We start from the raw sequence: 18,575 nt of genomic DNA on the forward strand, positions 1-18,575 counted from the left end.
AACTAATCTCAACGGTACAGTGTGTTTACCTCAATTAATCCACTAATTGGGTTGCTATTGATTAGTCAACAACAGTGAATCCCATAGAACGAGCAGTACCTTCAATCATACGCATTGCAGATTCAACATTTGCAGCGTTTAAGTCTGGCATTTTAGTTTCAGCAATTTCTTGTACTTGTGCACGAGTAACTGTTGCAACTTTAGTTGTGTTAGGTGTTCCTGAACCTTTTTCAACACCTGCAGCTTTTTTCAAAAGAACTGAAGCTGGTGGTGTTTTAGTTACGAAATCAAATGATTTATCTTCATATACTGAGATAACAACTGGGATGATCATACCAGCTTGGTCAGCTGTACGAGCGTTAAATTCTTTAGTGAATCCCATGATGTTGATACCTGCTTGACCAAGAGCTGGTCCAACCGGTGGAGCTGGTGTAGCTTTACCAGCAGGAATTTGAAGTTTAACAACTTTTTCGACTTTTTTAGCCATTTATAAAATCCTCCTGTTGTGGTTTTGGCGGTAATTAAGATTTTTACCTCCCACAGATATGCTCAATAGCATACTTTAACATTATACATTAATTTTGTGAAAAAGCAAGGAATTTATCTTAATAATTTGTTAAAATAAGCTTGATTTAGCAACTTTCCTCTTTAATTAAGAATTCAAGCACTTTCATCTTTGAATACTAAGCATTCAAACTCCTCTAACTCTTAAAAAATTCAAAAGTATTTTTCAAGAATAATCTTCTAATTATTTACTTCTTCAAGCTTTCAGTATAAAATATAAGACATGATGATGTACAAATTATTTTCCTTTTCTTTTATCTTCTTAACACCAATTTTTGCTTATATTTTAGTTAATTTTTTCAACTTAAAACGCTTTGGAATTCTGTTTACAGATTTAGCATTTCCGCTCTTTGCTTTTGAAATCGCCTTAGTTGTAAATAAATTTTTAGATAGTAGTGTTTTCTTTTACTACGTAATCTGCTTGTGCTTACTATCGCTGATAATAACTTTTGTCTTTTTGAAGCGAAGTCAATCCTTTTCTTACCGTCGATTTGGTAAGTTTTTCTGGCGCTCAGGTTTTATTTTAACCTTTATCTTTTATATCATTGTCTTGATTTTAATTTTTACAATTGCATAGTAAAAACGTTAACCTTACGGTTAACGTTTTTTATTATGCTTCTGGATTTGAGTTCGTCATTAAAACTTTACGTGGTTTTGTTCCCTCGGCTGGTCCGATGACTCCTGCTGCTTCTAGTTCATCCATCAATCGAGTAGCACGGTTAAACCCAACAGATAAACGACGTTGAAGCATTGAAGCACTAGCTTTTTGTGTTTCAAGAACCAAAGCCTTAGCATCTTCAAAGAGTGGATCACCTTCTTGAGAACCTCCACCGCCACCAGAATTCAAATCTGATTCAGAAACTTCTCCTGGATCAAAGCTGTCATCATAATCAGCTTCAGCTTGATTTTTAATGAAACCAACAATACGTTCCACGTCATCATCAGAGATAAAGGAACCTTGCAGGCGAACAGGGTGATTTTCATCAATTGGTTTGAAGAGCATATCTCCTCGCCCAAGAAGTTTTTCAGCTCCATTTTCATCCAAAATCGTACGACTATCCGTTCCAGATGATACTGCAAAGGCAACACGAGATGGTACATTAGCCTTAATCAATCCGCTAATAACATCAACAGATGGACGTTGCGTTGCAAGAATCATGTGAATCCCTGCCGCACGCGCTTTTTGTCCCAATCGAATAATCGCATCTTCCACTTCTTTGCTAGCAACCATCATCAAGTCAGCTAACTCATCAACAATAACAACAATTAATGGAAGTGGAATTTGTTTTTGATCTGATTTAGCGTTGAATTCTTCTACCTTGGCATTATAACCAGCAATGTTTCTCACACCAAAATGGCTAAAGAGTTCATAACGATTTTCCATCTCATCAACCACTTTTTGAAGAGCTCTTGCTGCTTTACGTGGATTGGTTACTACTGGAATCAAAAGGTGAGGAATGTCATTATAAACTGATAACTCAACCATCTTAGGATCAATCATCATGAATTTAACCTGATCTGGACGAGCTTTCATCAAGATACTTGCAATGATACCATTGACCGCAACAGATTTACCAGAACCCGTAGAACCAGCAACAAGTAAGTGAGGCATACGAGCAAGGTCGAAGGTACGAGCCGTTCCGTTGACAGCTTTACCAAGCGGTACTTCTAACAGCTTGTTAGGATCCGTATTGGCTTGTTCCCAGAGTTCACGGAAAGTAACCGTTGCAATCTCTGAGTTTGGCACTTCAATACCAACCAAAGACTTACCTGGAATTGGTGCTTCAATACGAACATCTTTTGCTGCAAGAGCAAGTGCCAAATCATCAGCTAAGTTTGAAATACGATTGACTCGTACCCCGACAGCTGGTTTGACTTCGTATTTAGTCACGGATGGTCCGATTTCTGCTCGCTCAACTTTAACATCAATTCCAAAGCTGTTGAAAGTATCTTCCAAAACTTTGATATTTCTTCGAACCAGATTTTTTTCCTTAGACTGATTTTTAGGTTTGTCTGGAGCGAACAAATCAATCGTTGGAAGCTTGTAAAGAAGGTTTGCCTTAGCTGTAAAATCAACTTCCAAAGGCTCGTTATCATCTTCTTCATCTAACATTTCTTGCTCAGGAACTGTCATATCTGGCATTACAGGTTCAGGACTAGCTTCAAACGAAGGTACTTCTAAACCATCTAATGAATGATCATAAGCTAAAATTTCTGGTTCAGCATTAGCTTCTGCTGCCGGAAGATTATCAAATAAAGAAGCCTCATTATCATCCGGACCTTCAAGAATCTCACCTGTTTCTTCATCAACAGTCATTTGAGCTAGACGTTTTTCTTCCTCTTTTTGAGCTTTTTCTTGACGTTTTTGTTCTGCTAGTGCGCGTTTTTCTTCACGTTTAACAAAACGTTTTTGTTTTCTGATTTCATTTTTAGCAGCCCATTCTTGTGATTTTTCTTTAAAGAAATCTACTAAATCGTAGACTTCCCATGGGCTCATTAAAAAGAGTCCAAGGATAATGAAAAGTCCCCCAATCAAAAACGTTCCAACGTTTGAGAAAAGAAATGCTACCGGTTTGTATAGAACTGCACCAAGCATTCCCCCACCAGCAAAGGTTGTGACTTTAAATCTAATCAAATCATTATAAATCAAACTTGCTGTTGTCGAGAAGATTTCCTTGTCACGAAACTTAGCTAACGAGAATAGATAAGCATGCCATTCTAGTAAGAGACCAATCATGGTTACTACAAATCCGCCAATAAGTCCAGTTTGCTTATGGAACCATTTAAATCCGAGAAAATATATGAGGACTGCAAACATTAACACATAGGCCAAACTACCTACTGCAAATCTCACAATGTTATAAACAGTTATTCCAAAAATCCCCAAGCGAACAATCGCAAAGAAAAAAATAACCGCAATAACAATTGCTAAAATAAAACGTTCCAGTGCCTTCTGTCTTTTTATTTCTGCTTTTGTCGGTCGCCGTGTTTTACGACCTTTTCTTCTACTTTTTGATTTTGCCATACACATATTATATCATTTTTTAAGCTTTTAGGTCATTAGCTTAGATTTATGATAAAATGAAATAGCTAATAACTTCAATAATTTTATTGACACTTTGTCACTATAATACGACACTATCAGTCAACGAGGAGGTATCATGAAAAAAATTTGGTCACTTGGTTTAACCATACTCTGTCTAGCAAGCTTATCTGGTTGTGAAAGCATGACACGTGCTATCCGCGGAAATGACTATGTCGATGCTAAAACAGCAGCTAGTTCTTCTGCCGCACAAGCTAGCGCCAGCGCTTCTTCATCAAAAGCATACCAAAAAAATTTGAAAAAGGCCTTAACAGCCGACAGCTCAGCTTTTCCACAATTATCAACAGAAGTTGCTCAAAACGAAGCTGAAGTCATCATGCACACCTCTAAGGGCGACATCACTATCAAACTTTTTCCAAAATATGCCCCACTTGCTGTTGAAAATTTCTTAACTCATGCTAAAAAAGGCTATTATGATGGCCTCTTATTCCACCGCGTGATTTCTGACTTTATGATTCAGTCTGGTGATCCTAAAGGAAATGGAACAGGTGGAGAATCTATCTGGAAAGGAAAAGATAAGAAAATCGATTCAGGTAACGGATTTGCTAATGAAATCTCACCTTATCTTTATAACGTACGCGGTGCTCTTGCTATGGCAAATGCTGGCACTGATACAAATGGTAGCCAATTCTTCATCAACCAAAATCCAGCAGATCAGTCTAGTCAGCTATCAAGTGATAATTATCCAAAAGCTATTATCGATGCCTACACTAAAGGGGGCAATCCTAGTCTAGATGGCAATTATACTGTCTTTGGACAAGTCATTGATGGCATGAATGTTGTTGATGCTATCTCTAAAGTAGATACCGATAACAATGATAAACCAACTAGTGATATCACTATTAAAACTATTGACATTGTTAAAGATTACAACTTTAAATAATTCCCTTAAAAATCAAGCTAGGATTTCCTGCCTTGATTTTTTGCTTGTTTTTTTCAAAAATAATCCTATGATAACAAGCTTTCCACCTCACGGTTAAAGGATTTTTGCTATAATAGAAGGACAGAAAGCGAGATAATATGACACCAAATAAAGAAGATTATCTAAAATGTATTCATGAATTAGGAGAAACTAAAACTAAGATAACCAATAAACGAATTGCTGCCTTGATGCAAGTATCCGCACCAGCTGTTACTGAGATGGTCAAGAAAATGATTGCTGAAGGCCTTATCGTTAAAAACAAAGAAGTTGGCTACTATCTGACTAGAAAAGGACTATTATTAGTCTCTCAACTTTATCGTAAACACCGTTTGATTGAAGTCTTCTTAGCTAATCACCTTCATTACAACGCTGATGAAATCCATCAAGAAGCAGAAGTACTTGAACACACTGTGTCTACAATCTTCATTGACCGCTTAGAAGAAAAGCTCAACTTCCCTGAATTTTGTCCTCACGGTGGCACAATTCCTAAAAAAGGGGAATTGTTGATTGAAGTTCATAACCAAACACTTAGTCAAATTGAAGAACTTGGTACTTACCAAATCAGCCGAACTCACGATGAAGCTCATTTGCTAAATTACCTTGAAGAGCACGGCTTAGCTATCAATGATACTGTTGATTTAGTCAAAGTTGATGACTATGCTAAGACACACACTTTAGCTTACCAGTCACAACACTTGGTAATACCTGAAAGAATCGCTGAACAAATTTATGTTCAAAAAATCGATTAATTCATCCATACAAAAAATCCTGAGACATGTTGCCTCAGGATTTTTATTAAGCTAATTTTTCAAGAAATTCCATCAAAATCTTAGCTGATTTTTTACCAGCTTCTAAGATGAATTCATCAAAAGTAATGTTGGCATCATGTGCAGCTGTATCAGACATCGCACGAACAACGATGAATGGTTTGTGCAGATTGTGAGCTGCTTGAGCAATGGCTGCTCCTTCCATTTCAACAGCTTGAACTTCTGGAAAAGCTGCTTTAATCGCGTCAATTTTATCTTGACCAGCAATAAATGAATCACCAGTAGCAATCAAACCAATTTTGCTAGCAACATTTGCTTCGTTTAACACTTGATCAAAAGTATCAACGAATGATTTATCTGATTCAAAATAAAGTGGTTGACCTGCCATTTGACCATAATCATAGCCAAAAGCTGTTACATCAACATCATGGTAAACCAATTTGTCTGCAACCACCACATCGCCAATATTTAAGTCATGTGCTACTGCACCAGCTGATCCTGTATTAATAACAGCATCAACTCCAAAGTGATCTGCAAGAATAGCAACTGACATTGCTGACATGACTTTACCAATACCTGATTGAATAAGAACAACTTGATGATTTCCTAGGTCACCTTCGTAGTAAGTATTTCCTAAAACATCATGTTCAGCTTTGTTATCTAGATTTTCAACAAGAAGTTTCAGTTCCTGTTCCATTGCTGCAATAATTCCAATTCTCATCTCGACAATACAGGAGCCATATGATTTACCGCTCCTGCTTCTCCTTCTAGTTATTATAGATTAAATACTGCGAAAAAGAGTGCAATCAATAAAACAACAACAATAAACATAATCAGATTAAGTTTTCGTTGAAATTTACTGCGCTTCGCATTTTCAATACGACGACTTTTATAAACATGCTGATCGTCTTTTTTACGGTCTCTCCATCTGTTCACCACACCTTGTGATTCATCACGATTATCATAATCATAAGATTCATAGGTACTCAAGGTATCATAACGGTCAGTTTGGATAACCTTCGTTTCTTCATCATCTTCTAAATAATCATCATAAAAGATTTCACCACGGTTAGCACGTTCGATAATTTCGTCTGTTAAAAGTGGTCTACCCATTTTTTATCCTCCAAAATGCAGAGCATAATATTGAAGGGCTATGATTGTTTTAGCATCTTCGATTGCTCCAGATTTAACCAAATCCATACATTCTTGGTAGCTTAATTCAAGAATCTCTAAAACTTCATCATCATCTTGTGGTCGTGGATTTGGTACTTTTTGCAAATGAGTAGCTTGATAAAGCTTAATTTTTTCATTGCAAAAACCAATGGCAGTATAAAACTCATGAATTTGTTTTAAGTCGCCAGAATATCCTGTTTCCTCTTCTAATTCACGCGCAGCGGCATCTTCTTCAGAGCCATTTTCGCCAATTTCGAGTTTACCTGCAGGGATTTCATAAGAAACTTTTTCAATTGCCTTACGATATTGCTTCACCAAAATAATTTTATTATCATCAGTTACAGCTAGAACAGCTACCGCTCCACGGTGAAAAATCAATTCACGTTTTGCTTGTCCAAGATTATTTGGTAATTCAACATCATCGACAACAACTTTAATAACATGCCCATCAAAAATCTCAGTTCGCTTGAGCGTTTTTTCTTCAAAATCCATACTAAGCAATCTCCCTAAAAATATTTCCACATTAAATTTTACTACAAAGTATTCAGAATTGCTATTCCAATACGCTTAAAGTCATGAAATATCTATGAAATCTACTTAATTTTTCTAAAAAATATAAAAAGAGGGTGAACTAAAAATTGTCCAATCCTCTTTTCATCATGCCTTGATTTAGCACAAAAAATTATTTTTTCTTATTGTTTGGGTGGTGTGGTTTGTTAAGTGCGTAACCTGCTTTGTTAACTTGACGACCACGTCCGATAGCAAGAGCATCTTTTTCAACATCTTGATAAATTGTTGAACCTGCTGCTGTCAAAGCATTATCACCCAAAGTTACTGGAGAAATGATTGTTGAATTACTTCCAACAAAAACATTATTTCCAATAGTTGTATTGAACTTGTGTTGTCCATCGTAGTTAGCAATGATAGTACCAGCTCCGAAGTTAACATCATGACCAGTTGTTGTATTTCCAATGTAAGTCAAGTGACCAGCTTTTGTTCCTTTACCAACTGTAGATGATTTCACTTCAACAAAGTTACCAACGTGAACATTTTCTTCAAGTGTTGAATCTGGACGAACGTGAGCAAATGGACCAATTGTAACACCATCTTTAACTTCTGATTTTTCAATCATTGAGTTTGTAATCACAACATTTTCACCAACTGTTGCATCAACAAGATAGCTACCGTTTGTCAAAACAGAACCAGCTCCGATTTTTGTATTTCCTTTGAGGGTAACGTTAGCTTCAATCAAAACATCTGGAGCAATCTCAACATCAACATCAATGTAAGTTGCTGCTGGATTTTGGAAAGTTACACCGTTAACCATGTGTTTTTTATTGATACGGCGACGCATGATATCTTCAGCAGTTGAAAGTGCCACACGATCATTAACACCAAGACTTTCATCAAAATCATGAAGAACATATGCTCCAACTTTTTCGCCACTATTACGGAAAATTGAAATCACATCAGTCAAATAGTACTCACCTTGAGCGTTATTAGTATTGATGTTTTTAAGAGCTTCAAAAAGACGTTTGTTATCAAAGACATAAGTTCCTGTGTTGATTTCTTTGACTTGACGTTCAAACTCTGAAGCATCTTTTTGTTCAACAATTTTAAGCACTTCACCATTTTCGTTGCGGATAATACGTCCGTAGCCAAATGGATTTTCAGCTGTTGCTGTTAAAATAGTAGCAACATTTTTGTGGCTAACGTGAAACTCAATCAATTCTTTCAAACTTTCACCTGTAATAAGTGGTGTATCACCAGCAATAACAAGTGTTTGACCTTCAAGACCAGCTAATTCATCTTCTGCCATCATGACAGCGTGACCAGTACCAAGTTGTTCTGTTTGCATGACAAATTCTGATTTGTCAGCTAAAACTTCACGAACCATTTCGGCTTTATGACCAATAACTGTCACATTTTTTTCTGGATTCAAGGCTGATACAGCACGGAAAACATGTTCTAACATTGTAATTCCTGAAACTTTATGAAGAACCTTAGGAAGGTCTGACTTCATACGTGTTCCTTTACCAGCTGCTAAAATAATTGCATAATTTGACATGACTATAATTCCTTAAAAAAATAGAGTAGATTTGCAAGTTAATCAAAGATAGACTCTTTCATCAACTTACACAAGCTACTCCATTATATCACAATTATAAGTAATAGGCTTATTTTTATAGATTACAAGCTATTGACAGCTTGGTCCAAAACTTCCATCACCAAACGGCTATGATCAAGCGCTAGTTTAGTCGCAGTCATATCTTCATGTTCGATGATTGCTTGGAAAGCTACAAATTCATCATGCATACGGTGGTTAAGTGAATTTTCATTAATCATTGTCATATTTTGATTATTCAAGGTAAGGGCTAATTCTGGTAGAGTATTTGTCGCACCTAAGACAGCGATTGAGCCTTTATTTCCCTGAATGGTTGATTTAATATCTGCACCACAATCTTTAGCACCGATACAAACTGCTTTAAACTTGCCATAATCCATAACTAAGACACCTGACGTATCCACATCACGTTCTATGTTTGGTAAATAAAATACTTTCTCAGGTTTGCCAAATAAACCAACGACTAAGTGAATGTTATAGATGTTCAAATCACGAAGAGCGCCACCACCTTTTTTAGGGTCAAAAGCTGGTGCAATTTCCCCACGTTTAAAGGCATCGTAACGTGAAGAATATTGAGAATAGTTACACTCAACAATTTTAATATCCCCTAGTTTTGCAAGATTCGCCTTAATCGAAGCAAAATTTCCTAGATATTGGTTGGTGATTGCTTCTAGCAAAATGCGATTTTTTTGCTCTGCAATATTTGCCAAGTCTTCAAATTCCGCTAATGTTAACGTAAATGGCTTTTCACAGATAACGTGCTTGCCAGCAAGCAAAGCCTTTTTAGCATAGTCATAATGCAAATGATTAGGAAGAGCAACATAAACTGTGTCAACTTCTGGATTTGTCAAAATGCTATCGTAATCACTACTTGCTTGATTAATAGCATAAACTTCTGCTAATTCTTGGGCCTTTGTAAGGCTACGTGGTGTCGATAAAATAGCGACTAAGTTAATACCATTAATTTCCTTTAAAACAGGTAACACTTCATCAACAATTTTTCCTGTTCCCAAAATAGCTAATTTCATGGAGTTCCTCCTATAGGTCTTCTAAGCAAAGTTTAGCATAACTTCACTTCATTAACTGATACTATAACAAGTAATTCTCATACTATGGTGCGGGATAAACAACTTCAAATTCTTCTAAAACAATTGGACTTTTTCCACTGAAGGTTAAACCGAATTCGTCATAATAAGGCTTGAAAAAATCTTTATGAACAGCTCGCCAATAAGCAAGTGACTTATCGCCTTCTCCTTCTTTAAATGCGTGTTCTGCAGAAACCTCATCAAATGGTACCACAGAAACTTTTTTAATCTGAATAATACAAACTGCTTGGTCTTTGCTGTCTAATACCACATCATAGGAACCAACTTCAGGTAGCGGATCATTGTCAACTGCATACAAATCATAAGCCGAAGCAGTAGCTGTTTTTGTCCCTTCTAAGACTAATTGAGCTAATAAATCGGCTTCTACCCCAAATTGCCAAGCATCAACGTCATCACCAATTGAGGGATTGATTTGCTTGTATTCATTCCATAGTTCTTGTGCATTCATGTTTATCTCCTATTCTTTTCTGTCTTACTTCTTCTTACAATCCGTTTGACAGAAATTTCCACTATGGTTTTCTCCTCTTCATTTTGAAGCCTCCTTTTTGCTTCTATTTCAAACTCCAGCCGCCGTCTATTTTGACAATTTCCCCTTGCATAGATGTGGCTTTTCCTGATGCTAAAAATTCTGTCAAGTCAGCAATTTCTTCAGGCTTGCTCCAACGTCCAATTGGTGTTTCTTGGGCGACCCAGTCAGCCAAGCCTCCTGGTTCAAAATCGCTAGCTGTCATAGCTGTCTTAACCGCACCTGGTGCAATACCAAACACTTGAATCTTATCTTTGGCGTAGTCAAGTGCAAGCTGGCGTGTGAAACCTGCAAGTGCATGCTTACTAGCTGTGTAAGCTGCTCCGCCTCCACCTGCGATAAATGAAGCAATCGAGCACATGTTAATGATGATACCTGATTGTCTGTCAACCATTTTAGCTAAATAATAACGAGTGATTTTAACCGTCGCAAAAAAATTTGTTTGAAAAACACCTTCTAATTCATCATCTGACACTTCAAGCAAAGGCTTGTAAGCGTCAAGAATTCCTGCAGTATTGCACAAGATATCCACGTCTGAAACAAAATCGTAGAGCGCAGCTAAATCCGTCGTCAAATCTAACTGTAGAAAATGAAAGTTATCATCGTGAATCTCAGGCGCTTGCGACTTATCAACACCGTATACCGCGCAGCCATTTTCCAAAAAAAGTCGCGCTTGAGCAAGCCCAATTCCTGAGCTGACACCTGTGATAAGTACCTTAGTCATTTACTTCGACCCAATCAGTAGCTAGGACATCGCAAGGTGTTGGTGACCACATTGAAAAACCTTCGCCCTCACCTGACACATTGATAAGGAAGTATGGTGTCACTGGAAGTGCCACACCATTTTGCTCGATACTGTCAAAAAGCTGAACGTAATTTTCAGCACCACCCCAACCAGTACGTACATATTTTTTCCTAGCCTTCAAACCAGGCAAAATTTCTTCAAAAGTCATTTTTTCTCTCCTTGATTGTTAATACCACTAGTATACCAAAAAACGGGCCCTAAGGCTCGTTTGGTTATCGTCTTAAAATTTTCTTAGCAATTGCAATGATTTTATGCAGCATTGGTCGTGGATAGTAGCGGAAAGTTCCCATTTTGCGGACAATGTAACCATTGAAGTTTTGTTTGAAACGTAACACACCGTCACTACCATCAAAAATTCCTTGAATACCAAGGAAAGTATAGAAATTAATTCCTCGTTTCAAAGCTTCTGTCATCACGTGTTCTTGAAGTGCAACAGGAGCATAGAATTTGTTAAATTCAGTATATGAACCACTAAAAAGATAAACAGCTTCTTGCGGTGTGTAGACAAAGAGGCTACCTGCTAACACGACATCCTCTGAACCGTGTTTTTCAATCAAGGCTTTGGCTTCTTTTAGACGAACATCAAATGTCGCAATTTGCTTATCCAATTGTGCCTTTTGTTTGTTGACTTTGGCTGAGTTGACACCTTCAGCGATTTTTTGATTTAAAACAGCTAATTCAGCAGCAATCTTATCATAGCTGTCCTGAAGATTTTTAAGATAATCTTGGAAATTAAGTGTTGCAATCATGAATTCACAATTCTCACCAAAACTATCGTAAAAAACTTCATAATAATCTAAAGGTTTATCCGTGTATTCGCGTCTAGCCGATGTTGATGCGGTAATGGCTTTAAAAATATGAAGCTCATCACGTTTCAAACGTCGCACTTTAATACCAAATGAATTGGTTTTATTGACTAGCGGACGACCTTTTTTACTAAAGGATTTTTTCAAAGTCTCCGGTGCTAGTCCTGTCAAGTCCTTCACATAATGCCAATCGGGCTCACCACCAGGATAACCTGTTTGAAGCCCATCAAAATGATAACCAAGCTCAGTTAGACAAGTAATTAATTCTGGTCTTTCATCATCATTTGGCTTTCCATGACTATCAAAACTTTGATAAGTATCATAAGGTTTAACGATAAGTTCAAAAGCACCATTTACCTTGGCATAAGCCTTTAATTCTCTATAAAACTCTGAAAGATAAGCGGTGTCTGTTGAAGCTGGTCCAGAATTAATTTCCATATGAAGCCCACCGGTCATTGGCATGCTATACAAAACACCTGCTACTTGAATGGCTCCATCAGCTTCTAAACCTAAAAAAGTAATATCAAAGCCACGCTTTTCAAGCAAATCAGCCATTTCGACTGATTGCATGAAAGAACGTTCTTTAAATGAGAGTGTGATTTGTTGATAATCATCTCTCGATAATATTTTTAACGTCATTTTATTAAATCTCGATTCTAAAAAATTCTATTTTTTACGCTCCAAAAATATCAAATAAAACTTAATTGAAAATTAATGATTTATTCTCAGAATTTCCATTATCTTTTCAATTTTCCTTTCATTTAAGAGCAACATAAATACCCAGTATCTACAAACTAAATTAGTCTTAGATACTGAGTATTTTTATTATCTATGCTGACAACAATTAACCGATTTGGCTACCGTTTGGTACGCTTGGATCAACTGTTAAGACAGTTAAGTTTCCATCATGTTCAGCTGAAAGAATCATACCTTGGCTGACAAGTCCCATCATTTTACGTGGTTTCAAGTTTGCAACGATTTGCAATTTTTTACCAACTAATTCTTGTTCATTTGGATAGAATTTCGCAATTCCTGAAAGGATTTGACGATCTTCTCCGTCACCAGCATCAAGACGGAATTTAAGAAGTTTTTCAGAACCTTCAACTTTAGAAACTTCTTTGACTTCAGCAACACGAATTTCAACTTTGTCAAAGTCATCAAATTTGATAGCTTTCTTTTCGTTTTTAAGTTCTACTTCAGTTGGATCCCATTCTTTTTCTTCTGCAACGACTGCGCCAGCGCCCATGTTAGCTTTGATGTAATCAATTTCAGCTTCCATATCAAGACGTGGGAAGATTGGTGTTCCTTTGGCAACAACTTTAACACCTTCTGGGAAACCAGCTAATGTAAGATTTTCAAGGTCGAAGTTATTTCCAAGACCAAGTTGTTCCATGATTGCATTTGATGTTGTCATCATAAATGGTTGAATAAGGTGAGCTACCACACGAAGGCTAGCTGCCAAGTGAGCCATTACTGCTGCCAATTCATCACGTTTCGCTTCATCTTTAGCAAGCACCCAAGGAGCTGTTTCATCGATGTATTTGTTTGTACGTGAAATAATGCTCCATACAGCATCAAGGGCGCGTGGATAGTCAACAGCGTTCATTTGTTTATGATATTCAGCGATTTTTTCTGCTACAAGCGCAGCTAAATCAGCATCAAATTCTGTGACGTTTTCAACGTAAGCTGGAACATCACCACCAAAGTATTTATTAATCATGGCAACTGTACGGTTAAGAAGGTTACCAAGGTCATTTGCTAATTCGTAGTTAATACGTCCAACATAATCTTCCGGTGTAAATGTTCCATCAGAACCAACAGGAAGTGAACGCATGAGGTAATAACGAAGTGGATCAAGACCAAAACGTTCTACCAACATTTCTGGGTAAACCACATTACCTTTAGATTTAGACATTTTACCGTCTTTCATGACAAACCAACCGTGGGCAATCAAGCGTTCAGGTAATTTCAAGTCTAACATCATCAACATAATTGGCCAGTAAATTGAGTGGAAACGAAGGATATCTTTACCAACCATGTGGAAGACTGTTCCACTCCAGAATTTATCAAAGTTTGCGTGGTCTTCTTGACCATAACCAAGAGCTGTTGCATAGTTAAGAAGAGCATCAATCCATACGTAAACAACGTGTTTAGGATTTGAAGGGACTTTAACACCCCATGTAAATGATGTACGGCTGACAGCCAAATCTTCAAGACCTGGTTCGATGAAGTTTTTAATGATTTCGTTCATACGACCATCAGGTTGAATGAAGTCTGGGTGTGCGTGGAAGAATTCTACCAAGCGATCAGCGTATTTTCCAAGACGTAGGAAGTAAGATTCTTCAGAAACCCATTCAACTTCGTGTCCAGAAGGAGCAATACCACCGATGACTTTACCATTTTCATCACGGAAAACTTCTTCCAATTGGCTTTCTGTAAAGAATTCTTCATCTGAAACTGAGTACCAACCAGAATACTCACCTAAATAAATATCATCTTGTGCCAACAATTTTTCAAAAACTTCGGCAACAACTTTTTCGTGGTAATCATCAGTTGTACGGATGAATTTATCATATGAGATATCAAGCATTTTCCAAAGTTTTTTAACATCAGCAGCCATACCATCAACGTAAGCTTGTGGTGTGATACCTGCTTCTTCAGCTTTTTGTTGGATTTTTTGACCATGTTCGTCAAGCCCTGTCAAATAAAAAACATCATAGTTCATCATACGTTTGTAACGTGCTAAAACGTCACAAGCGATTGTTGTATAAGCTGAACCAATGTGAAGCTTACCTGATGGGTAGTAAATTGGTGTTGTAATGTAAAATGGTTGTTTACTAATCATTTTCTTTCCTTTCAAATAGGAGCTAATGAAACTCCCTTATTGATAACACCTAATTATAACATAAATTTATAACTGATTATAGGTTAAATGATGAATCACACGAGAAAAAGCTGAGAATTTCATCTCAGCCTTTATCTCTTATTTTTCATTAGTAATCTCAAACTTAGTTAAGAAATTATCATCTTGCAACTCACCTTTGAAGTGATCACCAATACTAAGAAAAGGCAATTGGTCTGTGGTATCAGTTGTTGCCTTAACTTTATAAATCTCTCCTGATGAAGAAATGTAATAAACCGTTGAGCCAGAAATCATTTGGCTAGCCAATTTATCAACAACACCTGTAATTTCCTTCACTTTTTTATCTGCCTTGCCAGAAGTACTTGCAACACCAGAAAGAGCTGACGTATCAGAATCTGTGAACTTAGCAATCAAGGTCTCAATATCATTATCAACCGTTACTTGTTGATAATCCTCAGCATCAACAATGGCATAAGATTTGACCAAACCAGCAGCATCTTTAAGAGATATTAAATAGTAAGCTTTGCCATCTAATTTAACTAAAGTTGGAGCTGTCGCTTCATAGTGTTTTTCTTGAACTTCTCCTTCAGCTGATTCTTGTGCAGCTGATTCAGTGGCTGAAGCTAATTTATAATTGGTCACTTCACGTGTTCTCATATTGACTAGAATAAAGCCAAGATTTGAAGAATCCGCAGTCGCTGACGTAATACCTGTATAAAGATAGATGTCAGAACCAATAGAAATATAGTTATAAATATCCGTTGTCTTTTTCACGCCTGTTTGGCTAAAGACTGTATTCCAAAAACCTTTTTGATAAGTGTAATAGTCATCAACACGACTAATCACATTATCAGCAGAGAAGACACGATCAACCCAATCAGGGATATCTTTGAGGTCATAACGTTTGGTTTCACCAGTCACTGCATTAAGTAAAATAGCACCTGTTGGGTCGTTTGAACTCAACACAAACTTAGGTTTGTAAGTCGTTGCGACGTAGTAAGGATTCCCTTTATCATCTACTTCAAAAGATGGATCTCCAAAAATCACCGTTGGGTATTTCAAACGCAAATAGCGAAGGGTATCGCTAAAGAAATATTCAGAATCAGAATATTTCATGCCTTTATCAAGCTTGACTAATTCTGCTTTTCCTGTTGTCTGATTAACCTTGACGTAATAGCCGATTCCTTCTTTATGGTTGGTAAACCATTTCCAGAATGATTTGTATTCTAGAGGTGAGACGCGGTAAGGTTGCTCACCAATTGTCACCTGACGATAATCATCTGAAATACCAAATTGTGAGACTTTATCAATGGTTCCAAGATAAGTATCACCAATTTTCTTAGCTGATGAACGGTCCAATAAAGCCAAATGAGAAATATTAGTTTCAGGGAAATCAGACGTAAAATCAGCTTCTTTTACTTTAATCACATTGGCATAACTTTTAGCTCTAAACAAACGTGAGTTAAAGAAAGACGAAACGCTTAATAATAGAACAATCCCCACAATGACAGCACCGATAAGTGACAAGGTTTTACCGTATTTTGGTGTTGGGGTAGAGACGACTTTGCGCACACGACTACCTGGAATTTTAAAAGTTCTATGTTGAACATTTCCAGCTAATGAAAGAATTAAAATTTCTCCAAAAGCCAACAATAAACCTCCCAAAACAAAGAACCAAAAAGCACTACTAAATAGATTTAATGGTGGTAAAAAAATCCAATAGCCAATCAACATAACGATAAACCATAGTGCCATTAGCAAAGATGATACCGTCTTTTTCATTATCATATCTCCTTTATTTTTTTGTATTATCATTATAACACAGTTTGCTCAAGACATTAATACATCAAAAGCACCCATACTGAGTGCCTTAATCATTATTTTAATTTTCGGCTGAGAGAAAATGAATACAAAATCGGTAATACAATCATAACCACCAAAGAAATTCCCAAAACATAAGGTAGAGCAAATTTAACAAAACTATCCAGAAAGACAATAACACCACCTAAAACCCAAATTTTTCCAGCCAAACGATGTGTTTTAAACCAATTACGGTCATCAGAAAGCGTCCATGGAAGACGAATACCAATGGTATAATTGCGTTTTGTTTTAGGAAGATAATTACCAATCACAATAAAGAGCATCCCTAAAAATGCAGTTACTAAAGTTGGTGAACTTTTCACAACACCAAGAGCATTAGCATAAATCGATAATTGGACAATTAAACTAAGACAAGGAATAATCCACGCATAGAGCTTTCTCATTTTAGCTGGAACCGTTACTTTCACAGACACCCTTTCAAGTGAGGCTAAAGCGATGATTTGAAAAAGCACAAATAAAATTGGGAAAGCAACAAGGGTAAAAAGCTTGCTACTATAGCCATCAGCTTGCCCATCAATTCCAAAATGAGTTGGTATTTGCTCTGGCAAAGCTTTCCAGAAAAATGCCCCAATCAAAGCTGGCAAAACAATCACAAAACTTGTTAATATAAGTTGTTTTTTATTCATTTTCATCTCCTGATCTCTCCTTTAAATCCGCAAACCAAGTCATAATATCTTCTAAAACAGAAGTACACAGCTCATAGTAAATAAAATTCTTTTCACGCCTTTCAATAACCAATCCAGCCTTTTTTAGAACGTTAAGATGATGCGAAATAGTTGCCCCAGCAAGATCGAAATGACTGGCAATTTCACCAGCTGTCAAAGATTTTTCCTTTAATAAGGTCAAAATCTCTCGTCGAATCGGATGAGATAAAGCTTTGAAAGTTTCCGCAAATCCCATATCTACTCCTTTCAAGCTTCATTATAGTATTTAAACATTTTTCTAAATAGATTGTAACACTTTTTTGGATAATCCCTAATAAAAGCCACTTTAAAGCATAAAAATCGCAGGTAGACACATTTTTTGATAAAATAGATGATAACGATTAGAATTTTAGAAAGAAGCGACTCCTGATTTTAGCTAGGAGTCTGGTAGCTCATTATGAAACTTATTTCATGGAATATTGATTCTCTTAACGCTGCACTCACTAGTGATTCTGCACGCGCCATTCTCTCACGTGACGTCATCGATACATTGGTAGCTGAAAATGCCGATATCATCGCTATCCAAGAAACAAAATTATCAGCTAAAGGACCTACGAAAAAACATTTACAAATCCTTCAAGAGTATTTCCCAGATTACGAAGTCTCTTGGCGTTCATCTGTCGAACCAGCTAGGAAAGGCTATGCCGGAACAATGTTCCTTTACAAAAATAACCTGACACCAAGCATTTCATTTCCTGAAATCGGTGCTCCGGATACCATGGACAGTGAAGGGCGCATCATCACCCTTGAATTTGATAATTTCTACGTCACGCAAGTCTACACTCCAAATGCTGGAGACGGTTTAAAACGCTTAGCTGAACGACAAATTTGGGATGAAAAATACGCTGATTACTTAGCAGAACTCGACCAAACAAAACCTGTCTTAGCAACTGGTGATTACAACGTTGCTCACAACGAGATTGACCTTGCCAATCCAAATTCAAACCGTCGCTCTGCTGGATTCACCGATGAAGAGCGTGCTGGTTTCACCAACTTATTAGCCAAAGGTTTCACAGATACCTTTCGCTTTATTCATGGTGACATTCCAAATGTCTATAGCTGGTGGGCACAACGTAGCAAGACAAGTAAAATCAATAATACTGGCTGGCGCATTGACTACTGGCTCACTTCAAATCGCATTGCTGATAAAGTTACAAAATCTGAAATGATTGATTCCGGTACACGCCAAGACCACACACCAATTCTTTTAGAAATTGATTTATAGAAAAA

19 protein-coding genes are annotated in these 18,575 nt (G+C 36.9%); 4 read left to right on the top strand and 15 right to left on the bottom strand.

The window, feature by feature from the left end; genetic code table 11:
* Positions 1-61: 61 nt before the first annotated feature.
* Positions 62-487: a 50S ribosomal protein L11 gene (gene rplK / locus JG537_RS01650; RefSeq protein WP_020917264.1), complete on the bottom strand. Its 426-nt coding sequence runs from the start codon at positions 485-487 to the stop codon at positions 62-64.
* A gap of 300 nt (positions 488-787) precedes the next feature.
* Between rplK and JG537_RS01655 the strand changes: the two genes are divergently transcribed.
* Complete coding sequence (locus tag JG537_RS01655; RefSeq protein ID WP_199542845.1) at positions 788-1,141, top strand: DUF3397 domain-containing protein; 354 nt, start codon at positions 788-790, stop codon at positions 1,139-1,141.
* 33 nt (positions 1,142-1,174) lie between these two features.
* Here the strand turns inward: JG537_RS01655 and JG537_RS01660 are convergent, their stop codons facing one another.
* Positions 1,175-3,589: a DNA translocase FtsK gene (locus JG537_RS01660; RefSeq protein ID WP_199542849.1), complete on the bottom strand. Its 2,415-nt coding sequence runs from the start codon at positions 3,587-3,589 to the stop codon at positions 1,175-1,177.
* Between the two features lie 136 nt (positions 3,590-3,725).
* Between JG537_RS01660 and JG537_RS01665 the strand changes: the two genes are divergently transcribed.
* Complete coding sequence (locus tag JG537_RS01665; protein ID WP_132869011.1) at positions 3,726-4,550, top strand: peptidylprolyl isomerase; 825 nt, start codon at positions 3,726-3,728, stop codon at positions 4,548-4,550.
* Positions 4,551-4,687: 137 nt separating this feature from the next.
* Entirely contained in the window at positions 4,688-5,338 is a 651-nt protein-coding gene (locus JG537_RS01670) for a metal-dependent transcriptional regulator (protein ID WP_199542852.1), read from the top strand.
* A gap of 46 nt (positions 5,339-5,384) precedes the next feature.
* Here the strand turns inward: JG537_RS01670 and JG537_RS01675 are convergent, their stop codons facing one another.
* The 13 genes from JG537_RS01675 to JG537_RS01735 all read right to left on the bottom strand — a co-directional run bounded on the left by JG537_RS01675 (position 5,385) and on the right by JG537_RS01735 (position 17,541).
* A complete protein-coding gene (locus JG537_RS01675) occupies positions 5,385-6,077 on the bottom strand; it encodes a 5'-methylthioadenosine/adenosylhomocysteine nucleosidase (protein WP_199542855.1) in 693 nt (230 codons plus the stop codon).
* A gap of 53 nt (positions 6,078-6,130) precedes the next feature.
* Complete coding sequence (gene macP, locus JG537_RS01680; RefSeq protein ID WP_199542858.1) at positions 6,131-6,469, bottom strand: cell wall synthase accessory phosphoprotein MacP; 339 nt, start codon at positions 6,467-6,469, stop codon at positions 6,131-6,133.
* A gap of 3 nt (positions 6,470-6,472) precedes the next feature.
* Positions 6,473-7,021: an NUDIX hydrolase gene (locus tag JG537_RS01685; RefSeq protein WP_132870034.1), complete on the bottom strand. Its 549-nt coding sequence runs from the start codon at positions 7,019-7,021 to the stop codon at positions 6,473-6,475.
* Between the two features lie 190 nt (positions 7,022-7,211).
* Positions 7,212-8,597, bottom strand: coding sequence for a bifunctional UDP-N-acetylglucosamine diphosphorylase/glucosamine-1-phosphate N-acetyltransferase GlmU (gene glmU, locus JG537_RS01690; protein ID WP_199542861.1), 1,386 nt, complete (start codon positions 8,595-8,597; stop codon positions 7,212-7,214).
* 122 nt (positions 8,598-8,719) lie between these two features.
* Entirely contained in the window at positions 8,720-9,682 is a 963-nt protein-coding gene (locus tag JG537_RS01695) for a Gfo/Idh/MocA family protein (RefSeq protein ID WP_199542864.1), read from the bottom strand.
* An 82-nt stretch (positions 9,683-9,764) separates the two neighbouring features.
* On the bottom strand, positions 9,765-10,208 hold the full coding sequence (locus JG537_RS01700) for an ASCH domain-containing protein (protein WP_199542867.1): 444 nt from the start codon (positions 10,206-10,208) through the stop codon (positions 9,765-9,767).
* Between the two features lie 103 nt (positions 10,209-10,311).
* Positions 10,312-11,010 carry a 3-oxoacyl-ACP reductase gene (locus tag JG537_RS01705; RefSeq protein ID WP_199542870.1) on the bottom strand — a complete coding sequence of 233 codons (699 nt, stop codon included), beginning with the start codon at positions 11,008-11,010 and terminating at the stop codon, positions 10,312-10,314.
* Positions 11,003-11,239, bottom strand: a complete 237-nt coding sequence (locus JG537_RS01710; protein ID WP_132869717.1) for a DUF2829 domain-containing protein — start codon at positions 11,237-11,239, stop codon at positions 11,003-11,005. Before JG537_RS01710 ends, JG537_RS01705 begins: the two co-directional genes overlap by 8 nt.
* A gap of 64 nt (positions 11,240-11,303) precedes the next feature.
* Positions 11,304-12,536: an aminoacyltransferase gene (locus JG537_RS01715; RefSeq protein ID WP_199542873.1), complete on the bottom strand. Its 1,233-nt coding sequence runs from the start codon at positions 12,534-12,536 to the stop codon at positions 11,304-11,306.
* A gap of 205 nt (positions 12,537-12,741) precedes the next feature.
* The gene (metG, locus tag JG537_RS01720; RefSeq protein WP_199542876.1) at positions 12,742-14,742 is read right to left on the bottom strand and encodes a methionine--tRNA ligase; all 2,001 of its coding nucleotides are present in this window, start codon (positions 14,740-14,742) and stop codon (positions 12,742-12,744) included.
* Between the two features lie 138 nt (positions 14,743-14,880).
* Positions 14,881-16,542: a hypothetical protein gene (locus tag JG537_RS01725; protein WP_199542879.1), complete on the bottom strand. Its 1,662-nt coding sequence runs from the start codon at positions 16,540-16,542 to the stop codon at positions 14,881-14,883.
* Between the two features lie 95 nt (positions 16,543-16,637).
* Positions 16,638-17,273 (bottom strand): SdpI family protein, encoded by a 636-nt coding sequence (locus tag JG537_RS01730; RefSeq protein WP_132869506.1) that lies wholly within the window; start codon positions 17,271-17,273, stop codon positions 16,638-16,640.
* Positions 17,260-17,541: an autorepressor SdpR family transcription factor gene (locus JG537_RS01735; RefSeq protein ID WP_132869507.1), complete on the bottom strand. Its 282-nt coding sequence runs from the start codon at positions 17,539-17,541 to the stop codon at positions 17,260-17,262. The genes JG537_RS01730 and JG537_RS01735 overlap by 14 nt, the downstream gene beginning before the upstream one ends.
* A 201-nt stretch (positions 17,542-17,742) precedes the next feature.
* On the opposite strand from JG537_RS01735, the gene JG537_RS01740 reads away from it, so the two are divergent.
* A complete protein-coding gene (locus JG537_RS01740; RefSeq protein WP_132869508.1) occupies positions 17,743-18,570 on the top strand; it encodes an exodeoxyribonuclease III in 828 nt (275 codons plus the stop codon).
* Positions 18,571-18,575 lie beyond the last annotated feature (5 nt).

The organism is Streptococcus vicugnae (genome assembly GCF_016461705.1).
GTDB classification, from domain to species: Bacteria; Bacillota; Bacilli; order Lactobacillales; family Streptococcaceae; genus Streptococcus; species Streptococcus vicugnae.